15 protein-coding genes are annotated in these 18,671 nt (G+C 43.2%); 6 read left to right on the top strand and 9 right to left on the bottom strand.

Going from position 1 to position 18,671, the window contains the following annotated elements; all coding sequences use genetic code 11:
• Positions 1 to 469: 469 nt before the first annotated feature.
• The 3 genes from tnpA to tnpC all read left to right on the top strand — a co-directional run bounded on the left by tnpA (position 470) and on the right by tnpC (position 2,786).
• Positions 470 to 754, top strand: coding sequence for an IS66 family insertion sequence element accessory protein TnpA (gene tnpA, locus ACUJFL_RS10075; RefSeq protein WP_445427373.1), 285 nt, complete (start codon positions 470 to 472; stop codon positions 752 to 754).
• Positions 755 to 756: 2 nt separating this feature from the next.
• A complete protein-coding gene (gene tnpB / locus ACUJFL_RS10070; RefSeq protein ID WP_445425237.1) occupies positions 757 to 1,113 on the top strand; it encodes an IS66 family insertion sequence element accessory protein TnpB in 357 nt (118 codons plus the stop codon).
• A 92-nt stretch (positions 1,114 to 1,205) separates the two neighbouring features.
• Positions 1,206 to 2,786, top strand: a complete 1,581-nt coding sequence (gene tnpC, locus ACUJFL_RS10065) for an IS66 family transposase (protein WP_445427372.1) — start codon at positions 1,206 to 1,208, stop codon at positions 2,784 to 2,786.
• Between the two features lie 81 nt (positions 2,787 to 2,867).
• On the opposite strand, the gene ACUJFL_RS10060 is transcribed toward tnpC, so the two are convergent.
• Complete coding sequence (locus tag ACUJFL_RS10060) at positions 2,868 to 4,604, bottom strand: hypothetical protein (protein WP_445427371.1); 1,737 nt, start codon at positions 4,602 to 4,604, stop codon at positions 2,868 to 2,870.
• A complete protein-coding gene (locus tag ACUJFL_RS10055; RefSeq protein ID WP_445427370.1) occupies positions 4,601 to 4,939 on the bottom strand; it encodes a hypothetical protein in 339 nt (112 codons plus the stop codon). Before ACUJFL_RS10055 ends, ACUJFL_RS10060 begins: the two co-directional genes overlap by 4 nt.
• On the opposite strand from ACUJFL_RS10055, the gene ACUJFL_RS10050 reads away from it, so the two are divergent.
• The 3 genes from ACUJFL_RS10050 (at position 4,938) to ACUJFL_RS10040 (ending at position 7,759) form a co-directional block, all read left to right on the top strand.
• On the top strand, positions 4,938 to 5,468 hold the full coding sequence (locus tag ACUJFL_RS10050; RefSeq protein ID WP_445427369.1) for a hypothetical protein: 531 nt from the start codon (positions 4,938 to 4,940) through the stop codon (positions 5,466 to 5,468). The two genes, ACUJFL_RS10055 and ACUJFL_RS10050, sit on opposite strands and share 2 nt — an antisense overlap.
• The gene (locus ACUJFL_RS10045) at positions 5,468 to 7,387 is read left to right on the top strand and encodes a DUF7017 domain-containing protein (RefSeq protein ID WP_445427368.1); all 1,920 of its coding nucleotides are present in this window, start codon (positions 5,468 to 5,470) and stop codon (positions 7,385 to 7,387) included. Before ACUJFL_RS10050 ends, ACUJFL_RS10045 begins: the two co-directional genes overlap by 1 nt.
• 156 nt (positions 7,388 to 7,543) lie before the next feature.
• Positions 7,544 to 7,759 (top strand): DUF3775 domain-containing protein, encoded by a 216-nt coding sequence (locus ACUJFL_RS10040; protein WP_445429076.1) that lies wholly within the window; start codon positions 7,544 to 7,546, stop codon positions 7,757 to 7,759.
• A gap of 470 nt (positions 7,760 to 8,229) precedes the next feature.
• Here the strand turns inward: ACUJFL_RS10040 and ACUJFL_RS10035 are convergent, their stop codons facing one another.
• The 7 genes from ACUJFL_RS10035 to ACUJFL_RS10005 form a co-directional block, all read right to left on the bottom strand.
• Positions 8,230 to 9,849, bottom strand: a complete 1,620-nt coding sequence (locus ACUJFL_RS10035) for an MBL fold metallo-hydrolase (RefSeq protein ID WP_445427367.1) — start codon at positions 9,847 to 9,849, stop codon at positions 8,230 to 8,232.
• A gap of 64 nt (positions 9,850 to 9,913) precedes the next feature.
• Complete coding sequence (locus ACUJFL_RS10030) at positions 9,914 to 10,588, bottom strand: hypothetical protein (protein ID WP_445427366.1); 675 nt, start codon at positions 10,586 to 10,588, stop codon at positions 9,914 to 9,916.
• Entirely contained in the window at positions 10,575 to 10,913 is a 339-nt protein-coding gene (locus ACUJFL_RS10025) for a hypothetical protein (protein WP_445427365.1), read from the bottom strand. Before ACUJFL_RS10025 ends, ACUJFL_RS10030 begins: the two co-directional genes overlap by 14 nt.
• Before the next feature lie 13 nt (positions 10,914 to 10,926).
• Positions 10,927 to 11,469, bottom strand: a complete 543-nt coding sequence (locus ACUJFL_RS10020) for a hypothetical protein (RefSeq protein ID WP_445427364.1) — start codon at positions 11,467 to 11,469, stop codon at positions 10,927 to 10,929.
• Positions 11,470 to 11,564: 95 nt separating this feature from the next.
• A complete protein-coding gene (locus ACUJFL_RS10015) occupies positions 11,565 to 14,696 on the bottom strand; it encodes a type I restriction endonuclease subunit R (RefSeq protein ID WP_445427363.1) in 3,132 nt (1,043 codons plus the stop codon).
• Positions 14,697 to 14,710: 14 nt separating this feature from the next.
• Positions 14,711 to 16,024 (bottom strand): McrC family protein, encoded by a 1,314-nt coding sequence (locus ACUJFL_RS10010; protein ID WP_445427362.1) that lies wholly within the window; start codon positions 16,022 to 16,024, stop codon positions 14,711 to 14,713.
• Positions 16,024 to 18,669: an AAA family ATPase gene (locus tag ACUJFL_RS10005; RefSeq protein ID WP_445427361.1), complete on the bottom strand. Its 2,646-nt coding sequence runs from the start codon at positions 18,667 to 18,669 to the stop codon at positions 16,024 to 16,026. The genes ACUJFL_RS10010 and ACUJFL_RS10005 overlap by 1 nt, the downstream gene beginning before the upstream one ends.
• Positions 18,670 to 18,671 lie beyond the last annotated feature (2 nt).

Here is an 18,671-nt window from a genome sequence, read left to right as displayed (position 1 = left end):
GTAACTCGCTCTATGTAGTCCGGATAATCTAGATTTTTTACCATCGAGCGTTTGGCCTGCCGACTGAAGGTTGTGGGTCAGCTTACCTGACGCGTTGTCGCGCTCAACCTAATGCGACAATGCAAGTACATCAAGGTTTTTAGGAATGTTGCATTCCTATTGTTGTAAGTGCCGAATTATCAATGGCACGACCTGCTTATGAACTTTCAGCACTAATCATTCTAAAACGATAGTCACCACGCAGCACGCCAGAAAAAAAGTATACACAAATGGCTTGCCAATATGCCAACTTGGTCAAGTAGTCGCCAAGCCAAAGCTGAATACCCTCATTATACGCAACAAAGATTATGCCAGCGCCAATTATTGCATTAATGGCTATCTGAAGGTAAGCGTAACGCCAACCACACATTCCTATCCTAACTGATCAACATTACCCTGTCTGCTACTTTAAATTATCAGGGTAATCATCATGAAACGCACTAAAGAACAATGGCTGGCCTTATTCGCCGAGCAAGCCCAAAGTGGCCTCACTCAAACGGCATTTGCTAAACGACAAGGGATTATTCCGACCTACTTCAATCTGCGTAAACGCCAGTTGTTGGCTCATCAGAATGACGACACCGGTTTCATTGAATTAACACCACAAAGCTCGCCACTGGCACGGCATATCCTGCTACGCAAGCGTGATATGGAATTGCAACTTCCAGCAGGGACGGATGCACTCTGGTTAGCCGCCTTGCTCAGGGCACTTTGACCATGAAAATGTTCCTCGATGTGCTTAAGGTCTATTTGCATAAACAGCCGGTCGACTTTCGCAAATCCATTAATGGCTTATCGTTGCTGGTCGAGCAAGAGATGCAGCTCTCGCCATTTAGCGGCGCGTTGTTTGTGTTCTGCAATCGGCAGCGTACTCGGTTAAAAGTGCTGTACTGGGATAGCACTGGGTTTTGTCTGTGGTACAAGCGACTTGAAAAAGACACGTTTCGCTGGCCAAGGCAGATGCCAGGTAAAGTGTTGTCGATTAGCGAGCAGCAATGGCATTGGCTGTTGCAAGGTGTCGATATTCAAAAAATCACCGCGCACCAGCCGCTGCATTACCAGAGTGTGGGTTGATATGCCGATCGGCTATAAATCCTGTAGATCGCATCCAAAACAATCTAAATCTTACCAAGCACTTAGCCAAATTGGCCGTTACAATAACGGCCATGAAAAAGATACCAGACACCCTACCTGATGACGTTGAACTGCTTAAGAAAATGCTGCTTGAGCAGTCCGCGCTACTTGCCAAGCATGAGCAAAAGCTTGAGCGCAAACTGGCGCAAAAAGACAAACGCATCGCTAAACTAGAGCGGGTTAACCAGCAGCTGTCGGATAAGCTGCAGCAATTGCTGGAGCGCTATAACCTGAAGAAGTACCAGAAATTTAGCCCCAGCAGCGAGACCTACGAAGGTGAAGGCGAAGTCTTAAATGAGGCCGAACAGCTTATTGAAGACGAGTCCGTAGCGACAGAGCCAGATACTCAGACGACCGAGAGCGCTGAGAAAGCCGCCAAGCCACGCCGACCGCGTATTACCCCTGAATTGCCCCGCGTTGACGTTATCCATGACATTGACGATAAAACCTGTGCCTGCTGCGGCCATGCCCTGCATCAAATGGGTGAAGAGGTTAGTGAGCAAATTGAGTTCGTGCCCGCGCAAATCCGTGTGCTGAGAAATGTCCGGTTGAAATACAGCTGCCGGCAGTGTGAAACCAATGGCACTAAGGTCGACATTAAGATTGCTGATGTGCCAGCTGCGGTTATCCCTAAGAGCATGGCCACGCCAAGTTTACTGGCGCAAATCATCAGCAGCAAAATGCACTATGGCTTGCCGTTATACCGTCAGGAGCAGTTGTTTAATCAGGCAGGTATTGAGCTTAGTCGTCAAACGATGAGTCGTTGGCTGATAACCTGTGCAGATAAACTTAAACCGCTACTGGCGTTAATGAAAGCTGAGCTGCTTAAACAGCCGGTGCTGTGGGCAGATGAAACCACGGTCAATGTGCTGGATGTTGAGAAAAGCACCTGTTACATGTGGGTATATGGCTGTGGCTTAGAAAAAAGTACCGGCCCTAAGCTGGTGCTGTTTGATTATCAGGATAGCCGCAGCAGTAAACACCCTTGTGACTTCTTATCCGGCTTTAACGGTTATCTGCAGGTAGATGGTTATGCCGGATATGAGAAAACCGACGCAACCTTAGTCGGTTGCTGGGCGCATGCCCGACGCAAGTTCGTCGAAGCCCAAAAAGCGCAGGGCAAAGGCAAAACGGGTAAAGCGGATGTGGCCCTTAACCACATCCAGAAACTCTATGCACTGGAGAGTAAATTAAAAACCGTACCGCCTGACAAGAAGTATGACGCCAGACAAGCACTAGCTAAACCACTGCTAGAACAATTTAAAAGCTGGCTGGATAAATCAAGCGAGAGTGTCACGAAAGAAAGTTTACTGGGAGTCGCTATCACGTATAGCCTGAATCAGTGGCCCAAGCTCATCCGCTATCTGGACGATGGTAGACTTAATATCGACAACAACCGTGCTGAGCGCGCCGTCAAACCGTTCGTGATTGGACGCAAGGCGTGGTTGTTTGCCAATACTGAAACGGGCGCAGAAGCCAGTGCTGCAATGTATAGCCTAGTCGAAACGGCTAAAATCAATGGCCTAGAGCCGTATGATTATCTATGCCGCTTGCTCACTGAGCTGCCAAAAGCCAATACCCACGAGCAATTGCAACAGCTCCTGCCTTACTGATCAGCAGCCACACCGCAAGGTGTGGTTGCTGCTACGCTTACATCTGAAGAGGGAAGGCCATCACAAATCATATGAAGTTCTTTAAGCCTCCACCATATCAAAATAGGGATAATGCTCTTCCAAACAATCAAAAATTGAATCAGGGTCGCGTAAGTACCACCTTTTTTGAATCAGTCTTTTAGGAAATGTGTTGAGCACAGCGATTAATGCCTCAGGATCGCAGTTGTCTTTCTTAACAAAAGAGACTCTCCTTGTCTTATAGTCGCTATGCATATATATGGTTTGAATCACATAACCTTGAATTTTTAGCCGCTTAAATATTTCTTGGGGAGTGCATTTGTGAAGCCAAGCAAGCCTGTTAATCGATATATAATTACGCATGAATTCGTTGACAGTAACGTAGTCCAGCAAATTAGGGCCTGTTTTTACGTATTTCGCATAAAGTAATCCAATATGCATAGTGATCAGCTGCCCAATAGCCTCCACGGGATAGGCAAGAACATTGGCCAGTTCTTCCATTGATAAGTGGTCATTAAATACTGGTCGGGCGTTGATAAACGCAAGCAACGATGATTTTTCGATGAATATACGACTGCCTTTTAATAGATGTTGATGATCAAACCTTGCTTCAATCTCACCTTTGAGTATGGCTAAAAATATCTCCCCTTTTGTCAATGCATAGGCTTTTAGAACCTCGTCAGACAAATAACTAAAACAGACTTGATCACCGCCCATAAGGAATTGGTAATGCGGCAGCCGGACATTTATCCGTTCAACCGTCGATTTAAAACAAAATAGCGCATGGTTAAGTACACGAGTATTGCTAATTGGAATGCAGATGTTCATCTCAATTAGCTCATTTAAGGTCACGAAATCCAAGCCAAAGGCTTTATTTAACTGTTTGCCCGAGCAATGCTGCTCTAGCTTGCTTAGATCATTATTTAAGAACTTTAAACGTTTTGGTGGAAGTGTTTTTTCTGAGAGGGATGACAGGAGCTCCAGATTGGGTTTATCAATGCCAGCCATCGTTAAAGCCAATCTGGGCTCGCAGAGCTCACGGCACTTCATAACAGCGGCTGTCAGTGTACTCAACTTTTCTGACAGCACTGGCTCAAGCAATATGCGATTTTTCAAATGGTGAGTGTACAGATAATCTTTATATTCCATGAGCGAGAGTTCGTCTGAAGCGAAATTAAAAGCACATTCAAAAGCAAGCACAATGTGCTTGTTTCGAAGCTTTTTCCATTCAGTGTTTTCCTGTAGCAGATCCCATGGACGCAAAATAAGTTCTGCTATGGCAGATAACTTCTGCAAAAACTGAAACCGATTACTTTGGCTGTTTGCACATTGCATATATTGGAGTTGGCTACCACCCCCAGACGTGAATGAGGTTAAACAATGTGGACACTCAGACCGTAATGACGATGAAACTACAGCATCGCACACAAGGCAATGATCAACCAACTCTGTGCTATGAACCGTACAGTGCGTAATGTACGGTATCTGATGCACAGAAAGATGCGGCTTTTTGTCATCGACGCAGTCAGGGCAGATGCGCAATTGCTCAACACTATCCTGATGAAACTCAAAACTCTCAACAGTAATAGCTGACTTATTAGCAAAAGGGGCTATATGGACATCTATTGCGGTATTGACAGAGCCTTTGTCAGTAAACCATTTTTTCAACGGTTTCTGCTTACATGCTTTGAGCAGTGCATTTGGTGATCCCCAGCCGTGAGACGTTGCAATCTCTTCGCAATAATGAAACGCAGACTCACCTTTAGCTGGAAGCCTTACAGTTTGTAAAGGATTGTTCATGCGGCATCCTCAGCGATTTTAATGGTTTCTACCCTTTTATCATTTTTTAAGTAGTCCTTAACCTTCAGTTCTGTTTCTATCGCTTCAATACTTGCGGTAAATGGATTTACTTTAGTCGTACGGACTTGCAATACTAAAAATTTATATGAGTTAGCAAGTGCTTTGAGATTAATCGGTTTCATACTCTCAGGGACGGTAAGAAAGCCAGTTGCATCATCAAGCAAGTTAACAAATAGTCGTAAATCGCCATTGGTTGCAGCATAAAGCCGAAGAAAAAGGCCATATTCATCGAAGCCTGAAATGTTTAAGTCGTGTGCCTTAAAAAAAGCTGACATGAATTTACTTGGGATTCTTGATAGGGTTAGAACTTCTATTTGTGGCCGAGATATTGATATTGATTACATAGATCATAAACCCTATCTTGAAGTGTACTATTTTACGCGAGGAGAAGAGCACTGCCGTGTAAATATAAACTACAGCGGTAAGTCGAAAATAACTAACGTACTATCAAATGAAGTTAACCAGCTAGGTACTGATTTGTTGCAGTTTTTGTCCGGGCTGAAAGCCGGCATAATTACCAGTGGGAAAGCTAATGAATCTGAACAGTTTAGTGAAGATTTTTTAAACCAATTCCATCTAAGAATAACAGAGTTAGCGGCAGATAGAGGGTTATCTGCTCCCGCTGTACAGCAATATAACTATTGCCAAAGATACACATTTACACGAGGGCACGAGGTAGCCGTCTTCAATATTTTCTACACGTCAAAGAAACAATTCTCCCGATGTGAGCCTCTAAATAGCCTTTCTACACAGGGCCCTTTAATTAGTGAAATTGCAGACCTTATCACCGAAGGAATGTCCTAATGGTGACAAGTAAAGGGGTCTTTGAGAAAAGAAAAGAAGGAAATTTGGATGAGGCCTATTCGATGGCCTTGCAACTGATGAATTCTCAAAGTCCAGATGAATGGGATATAAAAGCGTTTGGTTGGTGCTTGATTGATCTCATAAAACGTGAGGCTCATAGCGATAACCCACAATATCTGAATCATTATAAACAACAGCTTGAATCAATTACAGGATCTGCTTTGGATGAAGCGCTATCTAAGGGTAAGAATTACGCTTTATCGATTTGTAATCCCAACGCCTCTAGAATTAGTAAGGCAAGCCAACTAAGTAAAAATGGGCAGTACGATCAGTCGATTGCTATTTATAAACAGTTAATCGACAGTGGGGAAACGTCACCGAGCGTCGTAACAAGTTTAGCGTGGGATTTATATAAACGTTCTAAAGAGCTGTTGACGCAAAGCCCTGTTATATATGGGAAAATAAAGCAGTACTTAAAGTGGTACTTGATGTTAACTGTTGATAAACCTTCCATTCTTCATTCGTTGATTCTACAGATTGCAAACAAGTGCGCATCAGAAACTAACTTTGATATGTTGGCATTTTCAAGATACTGGGGATTGGAAAATCTCAGAGAAGAGGATTTTGTTCCCTTTAAGACAAATGATGGCACTACCATATTAAGTTTAGCTGAAAGGGTATTTATACAAGCTGCAAAAGCCGGTATTAGCAAACAAAACACGTCGGAGATGAAACAATTTTTGCCAATCTTGGAAAAGGCGATTAGTCGCTTGCCTGATAGTATCTGGCTCATCCAGAAAAAGGTACAGATCCTTATAAGCATAGGAAGGGCAGACGATGCACGAATGTCAGCAGAGATTGTCGTTAAAGAAAAGTCCCGTGAATTTTGGGCATGGGAATTACTTGGTGATGTGTATTCATTAAATGACGATACAACAGCGTTTAGTTGCTATTGTAAAGCATTGATCTGTAATGAAGATGTTAACTTTACATCCAAGGTACGACTCAAGCTTATTTCACGCCTAATTAAGAATGAACGGTTTGCAGAAGCCAAGCTTGAAGTTAATACAATTAAAAGTTATCGCGAAAGTGTCGGACAAAAGGTTCCTGATGAGGTCATTAAACATTCTTTGACCCAATGGTATATGCAAACAGATGCTACAGTTTCTAATAAATCAATGTATAACGAGCATGCTCGGCAAGCGGATGAATTACTTTACTTCAACTTACCATGGCTTCCTACAAAGCTGGGACAGCGTTTTTCAACTAAAGATAACCCCGGCAAATTTAAACGTGAGCTCTTTGTTTTAACCAAAGAAAAGTGCATTCAGACCAATGTTCCTAATAAACTTTTTGATTTCGACAAACTATCTGTCGGGTGTGAGCTTAAAGTGAAAGGAGAGTTTGACTCAGAAGGGCGTTTTAATGTTTACACGCTCATGACAAATGATTCAGGCTCACTGTTGCAGTTCATTCCAGAACGTATAGGCCTTATAGATCATATCAACAGAAATAAAGGTGTTTTGCATTTTATCGTTGATAAAACGTGTGAGGGTGTTATTAAACTTGATCACAATTGTTCTAACTATAACGCCGGTGATTCAATTGCATTAAAACTAGCTGAGCGCACGAGTAAGCAAGGTCGACGCTATACAGTGTTAAGTCACAAAACTTCAAATAAAGAGCCATCTGAAGATGTAATGCAGCATTTTTCAGAAAGTGTTCGAGTCAATAATGGCATGGGCTTTACATTGTCAGGGATATTTATTCCACCTCCAATACTCAAAAAATATAACATTAATGACAATGACTCTGTGACTGGAAGAGCTGTTATTAATTTTAATGACAAACGAGGAGTCTGGGGATGGCGAGCATTTGACATTAAATTAGAACAGAAGAGCGGTGAGGAACTGAATTAAATATTTTCTCCAGTCTGAGGGAATACAATGACAACGACAAGCAATCTAATGTACTTAACCAAATCTCAAGTTTTCGATTTGATCGATTTAGCAGTTAAAGCTTAACGGTCACCAAAAGACTACAAACAAGGTTTATCAGTCGAAAGCCGTGCATTACTGGAGACATTAGAATCACTTTCATATCCTCAGCAAAAGGAGTTATGTGCACTAATGTGGCTCGGGCGCTACGATAAAGATGAAGATAACGATTATGGTAACTTTGCCAAACTTACTGAAGAAGCGGGAGGCACCAACCCTGAAGAGGCGATTGCGGTTTATTTGTTTGAGAAACCATTAAAAGACGCATTAATAAATGGTTTAAAAAAGCTGTAAGGGCTGATCCGTCACTAAGTTCACTTGCTATGTTATTTGCAAAAATAGCAGCAAATTTCTCAATTCATGCACGTAAGCCACGTGTGGCGGGGCTTACGATTCTAAAATCGTTGCACACAATTCTAAAACTAGAATGGTTTTGCCAATCGATATGAACTTTAAAGACACCTATAAGTAATTTAACATAATATACATTATGAGCTATATTGATTGTGCTAGGCAAAAGCACCTGCTGACAGTGAGATATTTTACATAAAGTTGGATTCTCATTTAGTAAAATAAATCTTTTTTAAAATGGAAACTTAATTTTACGATATTGTGTTATTAGTAAATATGCATGGGATTGGGTAATTTGCTGATGATGCAATTTATGTGCTAAGGCTAAAAGATAAATTTTTAGCTTTCAAAAGAACCCCCAGTTAGATTTATTTACTGGGGGTGTGAAATGAATAGTCAGCTCGTTGCTATTATCAACCTAAGTCAAAAATATTATTTGAATTGCTTGGTTTTACAACTTTAACAGGACAATCAGTAGCAATAGAGAATTCAATAATAGCATTTTCTAACTTATCTCTATTTCGATCATCACCATGCTGAATAAATACTTTTGAGGCGGTTTTGCGCCAGTCGTCAGACTTAAATTTCCAGAATAACCAACTTAACAGTCCCTTCTGATCAGCATGCCCTGAATACCCCTGCAAGGAAGTTATGTTAGCCTTAATATCACGAATTTTAACATCTTGCGCTTGCCCATCCCAACTCAACACTCCATTGTGGCGTCTCAGTTCGCGAGTTTCAATTTCAGACAAAGTATGTAATTGGCCACCAACACTGCTTGCCGAGCAGTAACCAGTTAACGCAACAATATTCCGCTCACTTTTTAATATCATGCTAAGCCATTGTGCAACAGCACCGCCATCACAGCTGCCAGAACTTGCGACCACAACTCTTGGCTTATGCGATTGATTAATTAATTCAGCTCGATTATCTACTAAGGTTAACCGACATCTCCAATTTTTCGATGTTTCATTGCCGATGCTTGGATCATATTTGTGTATTGGTTTAAAACCAAAGCATTGACGAATAATATCATCCATTTTATCAATATGCGCAGGCTCAGAGCCATCTAAATCAAACCAGCGGAACATTTGCTTACCAAGCCACAGCGGTCTGACTTTTTTGAGCCCCTTACCACCAACCTCTGTGCGCTGCATTGCGTTTATAAATATGGGATTGATTTTGCGCGCGGTTGGCGAATCTAACAATATCTCAATCTCACCATACTTTTCTGGATCGGAATTTATAACCCAATGTAAATCAAACAACAGCTCCTGCGAGCGTCCCAAAGAAAACGCTGGCAGTAACAACGTACCTTTAGTTAACAGTATCTTATCTAATAGTTCTTTTACCTTAGCATGGCGTGACATATGGCAAGTTAGGGATGCATCACGAATTAAACCGCCATATGTCGATTCAATCACTGCATAATTGAATGGCTCTTTGTCACTAGGTATCATTGTATGACGGTTAAAGGGCAAGTATTCTTGATCTTCAACACAAGGACCAAGATCGCCAGAAAATACGATACTTTTCTGTTGACCAACTATAGGCTTTCCCCAATACAGCACTGCCGAAACAGCACCTATAAGGTGATTTGTTCTAAAAAACCGTAAAAAGAGGTCCTTACCAACACTATGATACCCACCTAAAAGCGGTGTTTTTTTAGGCTCAGTCCAAATAATTGAATTGATGTCAGCATTTGAATATGCGGCGCCAAGCTTAACAGCATCTCTCAATAGTATTTGAGCTATTTCGGCAGTTTCATTAGTACATATCACTCTGCCTTTAAAGCCTTTTTTGTAGAGTAGAGGAATTAGACCACAGTGATCAATATGAGCATGGGTCAAAATGACAAACTGGATTTCACTGGGTTTAAAAGGCCAACACAGCCCTTGATTCCAGTCTTTTTCGCTAAACTCGCCCTGCTGCATACCGCAATCAATTAAAAAACTCCATTTTCTTTCTTCATCAAAAAGCCAAGTACAAGATCCAGTAACTTTTCCGATTGGTCCTACATTTTGCATTTTCATTCGTTTTATCCTTTTGTTGTTTGAACAAAAGGAATAATGAAAAAGTGCATTGCACTTAAAAGTACTAATTCATAAAAAATGAAAAGTTTTTTTGAAAATTCAAAGCCTGCTTATAATCACTGATTATTTTTTGGCGAAGAAGCTCTGCCCCTTCAGATTTTGCTTTAAATTTAAGCGCTAGAGTATGTGCACGTTCAATATCACCCGTCAGGTAATACAATGCCATAGCATCAGCTTCACCTAGGGTTACACCTTTCAACATAATCGATTGCATCATCGACACGCCTTGGTTATAAACCGTCTGAGGTAAAACATTAAACGGATTGGGTAACTGTACAGCTTTCAAATCGTCATTTGATAGTAACATGGTAAAAAAACTATCCAACGATGTTCGAGCAATCGTTATATCAGTTAACTCATTATTTCCAGCAAAGAGTTTAACCAGCAGATTTGCAATGTCATGCCGATAATTAATATCGTTGAATACCCTATTTACCTTGGCGGGATCGTCAATAAAGCCATTTAATAACACCGCATTACGAAGCGCACATCTTTGAGACTCAGGGATTAAGATATTCATCGTTTTTCGCCCTGGCTCTAAAATCTCTTTTGTTAAAACAACACGATTGCGCAATAGTGAGGTTAACTTGTCTTTAAGGTACTTGTGTTGGGATAGCTTTAATTTAAAAAGATGAGCTACCCATTCTGCGGGAGACCGCTCACCATTATCTACACTCATTTTTAATATACTCAATCAAATTTTCTCTTCCGGCTCCTTTATTCACAATCCGCTCTGCGACTGGATACCAGTCATCGTAACTGCAGTAAGACTCTAATTGCATAATGGCATCAATTACACCTTTGCAATAACCCATCTGAAGAGCTTCGGTATTTGATGTTGAAAATGCCTGATTTAGCGTTAATTTCATGTCCACACGTTTTTTATCATCCGATGAAGCAAACAGGCTGACAGCCTCACTGCAACTAGCAATCAATTTTTTTTCAAAATCAGCTTTTGCTAACGCAGTTGCAGTTGCAGTTGCAGGAAATATTAAAAACAACATTACAACAAAATACCTATTTAGCATCTCCTGCTTCTCCTTTAGCTTCAGATTCCATTTTCATAGCAGATACATTTTCGACTGGTTCTTTATGCTGATTATTATCAACATCAACATTAACATTAGAAGCATGTTTTGCATCAACACTAACCATCGGTGTTAGATTGGCTGAAATATAAATCACCATTAAGAAGCTGGCTAAAAATGCCAAATCAGCAAACACAGAATTAACAGAATAACTTGTTTGTTTTTCTAAGAGCATTTTCACAAAAACTGCAAACACACCCCATATAGCAAGATTAAAAAACATACTATATAGGTAAGTACCAAAACTATTACCTGAAGAGCTATGTAGTACCCAACTGCGTTTTAAAACAACAAGTAATAATATAAAAAACACACCTTCGTACACAGACAAGGAGCTAACAGCTAAGTCCTCTTCAAACACTAGCCAACCTAGAAAAGCGACGGCAGAAAAGGCGAAACCAAGCATTAATATATTCAAAGCTACCCAACAAAACCATTGCACAGAACGTATAAAAAAGCGTTCAGCTGACATTAAAACTACTCTCTATAATGATTAATATTTATATCCGCTTAGCGTATGTACACCACAACTCAACAAGTCGTAATTTCTTCACTAAACAAGTTTGATTAAACCCACTCCTCCCCTAACGCCTCTGCTTGCTGCAGCACTAGCTGTATGGCTTCTTCGGCTTGATCGGGTGGGTATTTGTATTTGCGTAGAATGCGCTTCACCATCAGCCGCAGGCTTGCGCGCACGCTTTCGCGTTTGCTCCAGTCGATGCTAATGTTTTTGCGCAAGTTGTCGGTTAGCTCGTGAGCGATTTTCTTTAAGGTTTCATCGCCCAGCTCCAATACCGCTGCTTGGTTGTTTACCAAAGCGTCATAAAACTTTACTTCGTCATCCGTCAGGCCTAACTCTTCGCCGCGCTTGGCTGCTTCGCGAAACTTCTTCGCCATTTCTACCAGCTCTTCCATGACCTGCGCGGTTTCTATGCTGCGGTTCTGGTAGCGGGTGACTACGTTGCTTAATAGCTCGGAGAACTTCTTCTGTTGGATCACATTGCTGGCGAAGCGGGTTTTAATCTCTCCTTCTAACAAACGCTCTAGCAACTCTACGGCAAGGTTTTTCTCTGGTAGGTTGCGCACCTCGGCTAAAAACTCGTCATCCAGCAGGCCGATGTTGGGTTTCTCTAAACCTACTGCATCAAAGATGTCGACCACCTCATCGGATACAATCGCCTGGCCAATGATCTGCCGAATGGCTTGTTCTTTTTCATCATCGCTACGCTTTTTGGCCGTGATGTCGCGCTTGGTTAGTAGCACCTTAACTGCTTGCAAAAACGCGACTTCTTCGCGCACGGCTTTAGCTTCATCTAGGGTACAACACAAGCTAAACGCCTTACTCATGGCTAACGCGGTATCGGCAAAACGCTTTTTACCGTCTTTAACGCCTAGTATATGGTTTGCCGCGCAAGCAATCAGCTTATGACTATTGCTGGCAAAATCGCTATAGTCAAAGCCGTGCAACATGCCATGCAGTACATCGAGCTTTTCTTCTAATACTGCCCAAGCCTCTGCCGCATCAACCGTGGGTTTTCCTCGGCCGTTACTAGCGGTGTATTCTTTAAGTGCGGCTTTAAGCTCGTTGGCAATACCGATGTAATCCACCACAAGACCGCCTTGTTTGTCTTTGAACACGCGGTTTACCCTAGCGATGGCCTGCATCAGGTTGTGGCCTTTCATGGGCTTATCGACATAAAGCGTATGCACACAGGGCGCATCAAAGCCGGTTAGCCACATGTCACGCACTATCACTAACTGCAGCGGATCTTTAGGATCTTTAAAGCGCTTCTCCATGCGTTTTTTCACTTGTTTAGGGTATATGTGTGGCCTAAGCAGGGCTTTATCGCTGGCTGAACCGGTCATAATCACTTTAATGGCACCCAGCTCTGGGTCATCGTTGTGCCAGTCTGGGCGCAGCGCAATAATTTCATTATACAAATGCACACAGATCTCGCGGCTCATGGCGACCACCATGGCTTTACCTTGCTGTGCTTTGTTGCGCTCTTCAAAGTGTGCCACTAAATCTTGCGCCACTTGTTTGATGCGCGGTGCCGCGCCAACAATACGCTCTAATGCCGCCCACTTACTTTTTAATTTGCTTTGCTGATCTTCTTCTTCATCTTCAGCTAACTCATCTACATCATCGTCAATCTGCGGTAGCTGATCTTGCTTTAAACTTAGCTTCGCTAAACGCGATTCATAGTAAATCGCGACGGTGGCACCATCATCTTTCGCCTGCTGCATATCATAGATATGAATGTAATCGCCAAACACCGCACGGGTGTCGCGATCTTCTCCTGATACCGGTGTGCCAGTAAAAGCTACAAAGGTGGCATTCGGTAGCGCGTCACGCAAATGCTGGGCATAGCCAACCTGATAAACGTTGTATGTCTCTTTCGGCTCAGCGGCTTCAAGCTGCCGGGTCTTTTCTTTTAATTTGGCTTCAAATCCATACTGTGTACGGTGGGCCTCATCGGCAATCACCACGATGTTATGTCGAGTAGACAGCACCGGGAATTTATCTTCATCCGCGCCGGGCGCAAATTTCTGGATGGTTGCAAAAACAATACCGCCCGAGGGCCGGTTACTGAGTTTTTCGCGTAAGTCTTGCCGCGTGTCTACCTGTACCGGTTGCTCACGCAGTAAATCTTGCGCCAGCGAAAACACGCCAAACAGCTGGCCGTCTAAGTCATTACGGTCAGTGATCACCACAATGGTGGGGTTTTCCATTGCCGCTTCACGCATCACGCGCGCCGCAAAGCAGGTCATGGTAATGCTTTTACCACTACCCTGGGTGTGCCATACCACCCCGCCCTTACCTTTTTTGCTCACCTGCACATCTTGGCGCGATGCCGTTACTACTTGCCCAATAGCCGAGCGCACCGCATGAAACTGGTGGTAACCGGCAATCTTTTTTACCAAGGTGCCGTCATCTTCAAACAACACAAAGAAGCGCAGGTAATCCAGTAAGTACGCTGGGGCAAATACACCGCGCACCATGGTTTCTAATTCGTTAAACTGGCCGAGGGGATCAAGGTTTACGCCATCAATGGTGCGCCATTGCATATAACGCTCTGAGTTCGCTGATAACGACCCCATTCGCGCTTCTGAGCCGTCACTGATCACCAGTATTTCGTTGTACTGAAATACATCGGGTATTTGCTCTTTATAGGTTTGTATTTGATCGTACGCTTTCCAAATGTTCGCGTTGACATCTGCCGGGTTTTTCAGCTCTATTAGCACCAGCGGTAAACCATTAACAAACAAAATAATGTCTGGCCGGCGGCTATATTTGGGGCCCTTAAGGGTGAATTGGTTAACGGCTAAAAACTCGTTATTACCCGCGCTGTTTTCCCAGTCGATTAGCTTTACAAAATCACCACGGGTGTCGCCGTCTTTTTGGTATTGTACCGGGATGCCATTGATCAACAGATTATGAAAACGCCGGTTTGCCGATAACAACGCAGGTATGCCCAACTCTTTTAGCTGAGCTATGGCATCATCACGGGCCACGAGGGGAATATTTGGGTTTAAACGCGCAATCGCTGTTTTCAGGCGTTGTAGCAGTAACGGCTGAACATAGTCGGCACGTTCGGCAGCAGGCCCATCAGGGGCAATGTCATAGCCATTAACCGGCGTATAACCCACCTCTGCTAACCACTGTAGTACTTCCTGTTCTAACTGGTCTTCTGTCATGCTGCGTCCCTAAATCAGCTAACCTGTTGTAAGTTATGTTTGATACCTTGTTGTAACAGTAAAATCAAGTGTTCAGCAGCATTATCCGCTTCTAAATCAAATGGTAGAACCAACAATTTCAAGTCGTCATTAAAACTAAATGCAGCCAATTTGGTATTTGCCGGGAATTTATGCCAAGCAGGATAAATCAGCACTAAGGTGCCTTTGCCGCCAAGGTAATACTGGCCATAGGCAAACAATTGGTAAAAATCTTGCTGACTAAGGCCATACTTATTTTCCCGATCCTCAGCGTTTAACAGCTTCCATTTGGTGTCTAAAATCCAGCGGGTTGCGCCCAATGTTAGCTGCAAGTCTGGCCGAAGCAGAAAGAACGCTTTATTCTGATGGGAGCACAAATAGCGTGTAGCAAGCTGGGTATCCACTGCGCCTTTAATGTCAGGTAACAAGGCAGCAGCATGGCTCAACTCTGTCGCCACATAACTTTCAAACAGCCGCTCCATGGGGAATAACATACTTATACCGCGCCACTCACCCTGCACCGCTAGCGGTACATGCTGACTAAGTACAAACTCGCACCAGGGTTTAACTGCCTGGTAATGCGCCATTAAGCGGTCATTGCGCCAGGCGTTAAAATCGGCGGCTATATCCGTGGCTTCCGGCAGTTCATGCAGCATGCTTTGCAGCTCGTGCGCCAGCCGCCAGTTTTCATTATCTTGTGTGGTTTTGCATATGCGAATAAGCGCGGCTTTTAGCAGGCGGTTTTCGGCGCGGTTAGCAGTAAAAATGTCATGGCGAATATTAAACACATGCTCTCTGCCCGGTGGTTGCCTCAGCTGCTTAACCACATCCAGCTGACCACGCAAATAACGCTGCTGCTCTTCTACCCGTTGGTAATCAAAGCGCAAGCCGCGTTTCACCAGGCTATCCAGTTCCGATAAAAACTGCCGCATTAACCACTCGGGCAATGGCGCATCGAAGCGTTCTATATCGGCATGTTGGGTTTCGCGCTGCTTTAACTGCATGGCATTTAAAATAAGCTTACGCAGCAGCTTGCGAGCGCTTTGTTTGCACTCGCCTTCTACCCGGTGCTTAGGCAATATTTCAATTACCTGGCCGCAGGGCGACTCCAAAACGCCAACATAGTTATCTAGCCGTAACCATTGCAAATCATCCAGCTCAAGCAGCTGCAAACCATTAGCTTTAAACTGCTGCCCCAGCTTAACCAGCCAGCTAAACGCCGACAGCGAGATATGCGCTTCATCCAGCGTGTTTATCGCAAGTTTGGCTGTGGTTAATCGCGCGTACTCACGCACCACTACCGGCTGCATTACTCTGCCTGCTCCGTTTGATCTTGGTAAATTAAGCGATAGGCTTCAGGTTGCAACAATGCACCATGGTTGATCTCCCAACAATCACGCATTTTAAAGTTTGTCACTTTTGGAAATAGCACCTGACTATTCAATCCTTTAACTTTCCTGACAAACTCTAAATTATCGTTTTCTTTACTTTGATCATTAAGTACCCAACATATACGCTGCCAGTCTTCAAAGAAGTACTCTTGCAACAGTGGCAGTATGTTTTGCGCAAATATATCAGCAAGCAGGTCAATGCTTGGGTTATCCAACAGCGGCATAAAGTAGGCATGGCCAATACAGTGGTCGCGATCCAGCAATGCGGTAATACGCTGATTCATTACCCGCAGCATTTCGCCAATATTAATACCCTTAATATCAACCTCATTTAAAAGCTCAGGTTTAGGTGGCATTTCGACAAAGGTAAAGCGGCGGCGCAGGGCTAAATCTAACCCTGCCAGCGAGCGGTCGGCCGTGTTCATGGTCCCGATGATGTAAAGGTTACTTGGAACCTTAAAGCGTTTTTTGGAGTATGGTAATGTTACCTCAAGCTCTTCACTTGCACCTGCTCGCTTGCTTGGTTCGATTAACGAAATTAACTCGCCTAAAATTCGTGAAATATTGCCTCGATTGATCTCATCAATAATCAACACTCGGGCATTATTTTTAGTGTTTGGCAGCGATTTCCCCAACAATACCGACAACTTAGCTTGATCCAAGCTTTGTTTCTTCAGTTCGTACAACGTCATTTGGCTAAACTGGCCATTGAGTAACTCTGAATGTGGAAGTGATGGCGTGAATTGGCGCAACCAATTCACTTTTCTTAATTGTGTATAGGTATCGTATTCATCCCGATGCGCCTGATATTCGTAATCACCGGTAATTTCACCAATAGCACGAAACTTAAAGTTGCCATCGCTAACAATAACTAAGTCTCCAACTTTCATCTTAGTAATAAAGGTTGTTAAACTGGTTAAGTTGTAGTCGTTGTTGCCTTTTAAGTTAACCCCACTTTTTTCAAACAACGCTTGGATCTCTGCTTTGCCTTTACACGCGGTAAAATCTAGCAAGTAACCGTATCCCAGCAATATATAGTCATTTTCAATACACTCATCATAAATGCCCGCGTCGCTGCCTAAGGTATTGCCTAATGACATTTTCCATACTTTGCGGCCGGTTAAATCGACTGGCGCTTCAGCTTGTTTAGTCACCTTCACATCAGCCAATTCACACAGGCTTTTGAATACCCCATCCACGACCTGATACTGAATTTGCTTAGTGGCTTCATCTGCTTCAGCTCGGATGCCTTCAACGAAATCTTCGTAACTAAAGCTCTGGTGAAAAGTAACAAACTGAATGTAGTTATCATGATGCAACCGATCAAATCGCGCTTTCAAAGCCTCACGCGCACTCAATTTTTCTTCTTGCGTTGAGCTAGAGCGTAACGCTTTATCATAGTGAGCAACTGCTTCCGGCTCCAAAATGGCAAGTGCAGTTCTAATTGTTTCGTAAGTTTTACCCGTGCCTGGTGGGCCATAAAGGATCTGATTAAGGGGAGATCTTTCTTTGTTTGTCGGTGCGACTGAAACAACAGCAGCGTCTTTACCTGCGTCATAATCGCTGTCTTCATGACTAACTCGCATTTCAAAAACTCCTTCATCTAAACGACACAACACCAACTGCTCACCACTTGTAAGTTGCAAACGCTTGAACAAGCTATTAAATCGGGCTTTAATTCTGTTTCTATTAGATAAAAGACAAGTAGTTATTTGTGAGTTATCCGGCAGTTTTAAAACAAATTGCTTGGAGTCCGATGACTCATGATCGGCAATGTACTCTTGCGGAAACAACCTCTGATTTTTAGGGATACTGACATAACCATTTTGAATAGCACCATCAGTGAGTATAATGTGTAATTCATTGTCTATGGTCATATCCTTAGTAGGCGCCAACCCTAAATTTGAAGAATAAAGCCCATGCATAAATCCTGTCAGCGTGAGATTTGGAACTATTTGACACGCTATCTTCCAATAATCACGCAGTAACAACATTCTGGAGACAGGCTGCTTTTCAGATGGCAACTCATCTTTTGGAAACCCTAACTGCATCAGAAAATGCCCCAAATGAGCAGACGAGCTTATAGGCACTACATTATCAGGATGATAAGCAGATAATATACGAAGCTTACGACCATGACCGATAGTTACCAGGCGATCAGTTACCCCTGCACGCTTATAAAGCTCATCATCATCATCCACCCACCGCCAATCTTCATCGTCAGCAGCCTTAGCAATTTCTGCCTGAATCTTTAAGGTGTAAGCCAATGCCTCGCTATCACTTAAATTACTCAGCGCCTTATGCTTATAAACGTCACCATTTGGCTGAAAATAAATGATGTGCCCACGTGATGTACCGGGCATATAGCGGCCCAATGCGGGTTCAAGGCCTCGTTCTAACCACCAACAAAATGAATCGCCCGTGCCTTTTCCAATACAGTACTCATCCAGCGTTAGCGATGACAGTTTCTTTGCGGGAAAACGCTCGATAAATTGCCGGTAGTTTTCGTTTTTGGATGCTAGGTGAGTTGCCTCTGCCCCCAGTTCTTTTAATTGCTCAACCAACC

The organism is Alishewanella sp. HL-SH05 (assembly GCF_052655985.1).
This window is presented reverse-complemented; position numbering and strand designations above follow the sequence as displayed.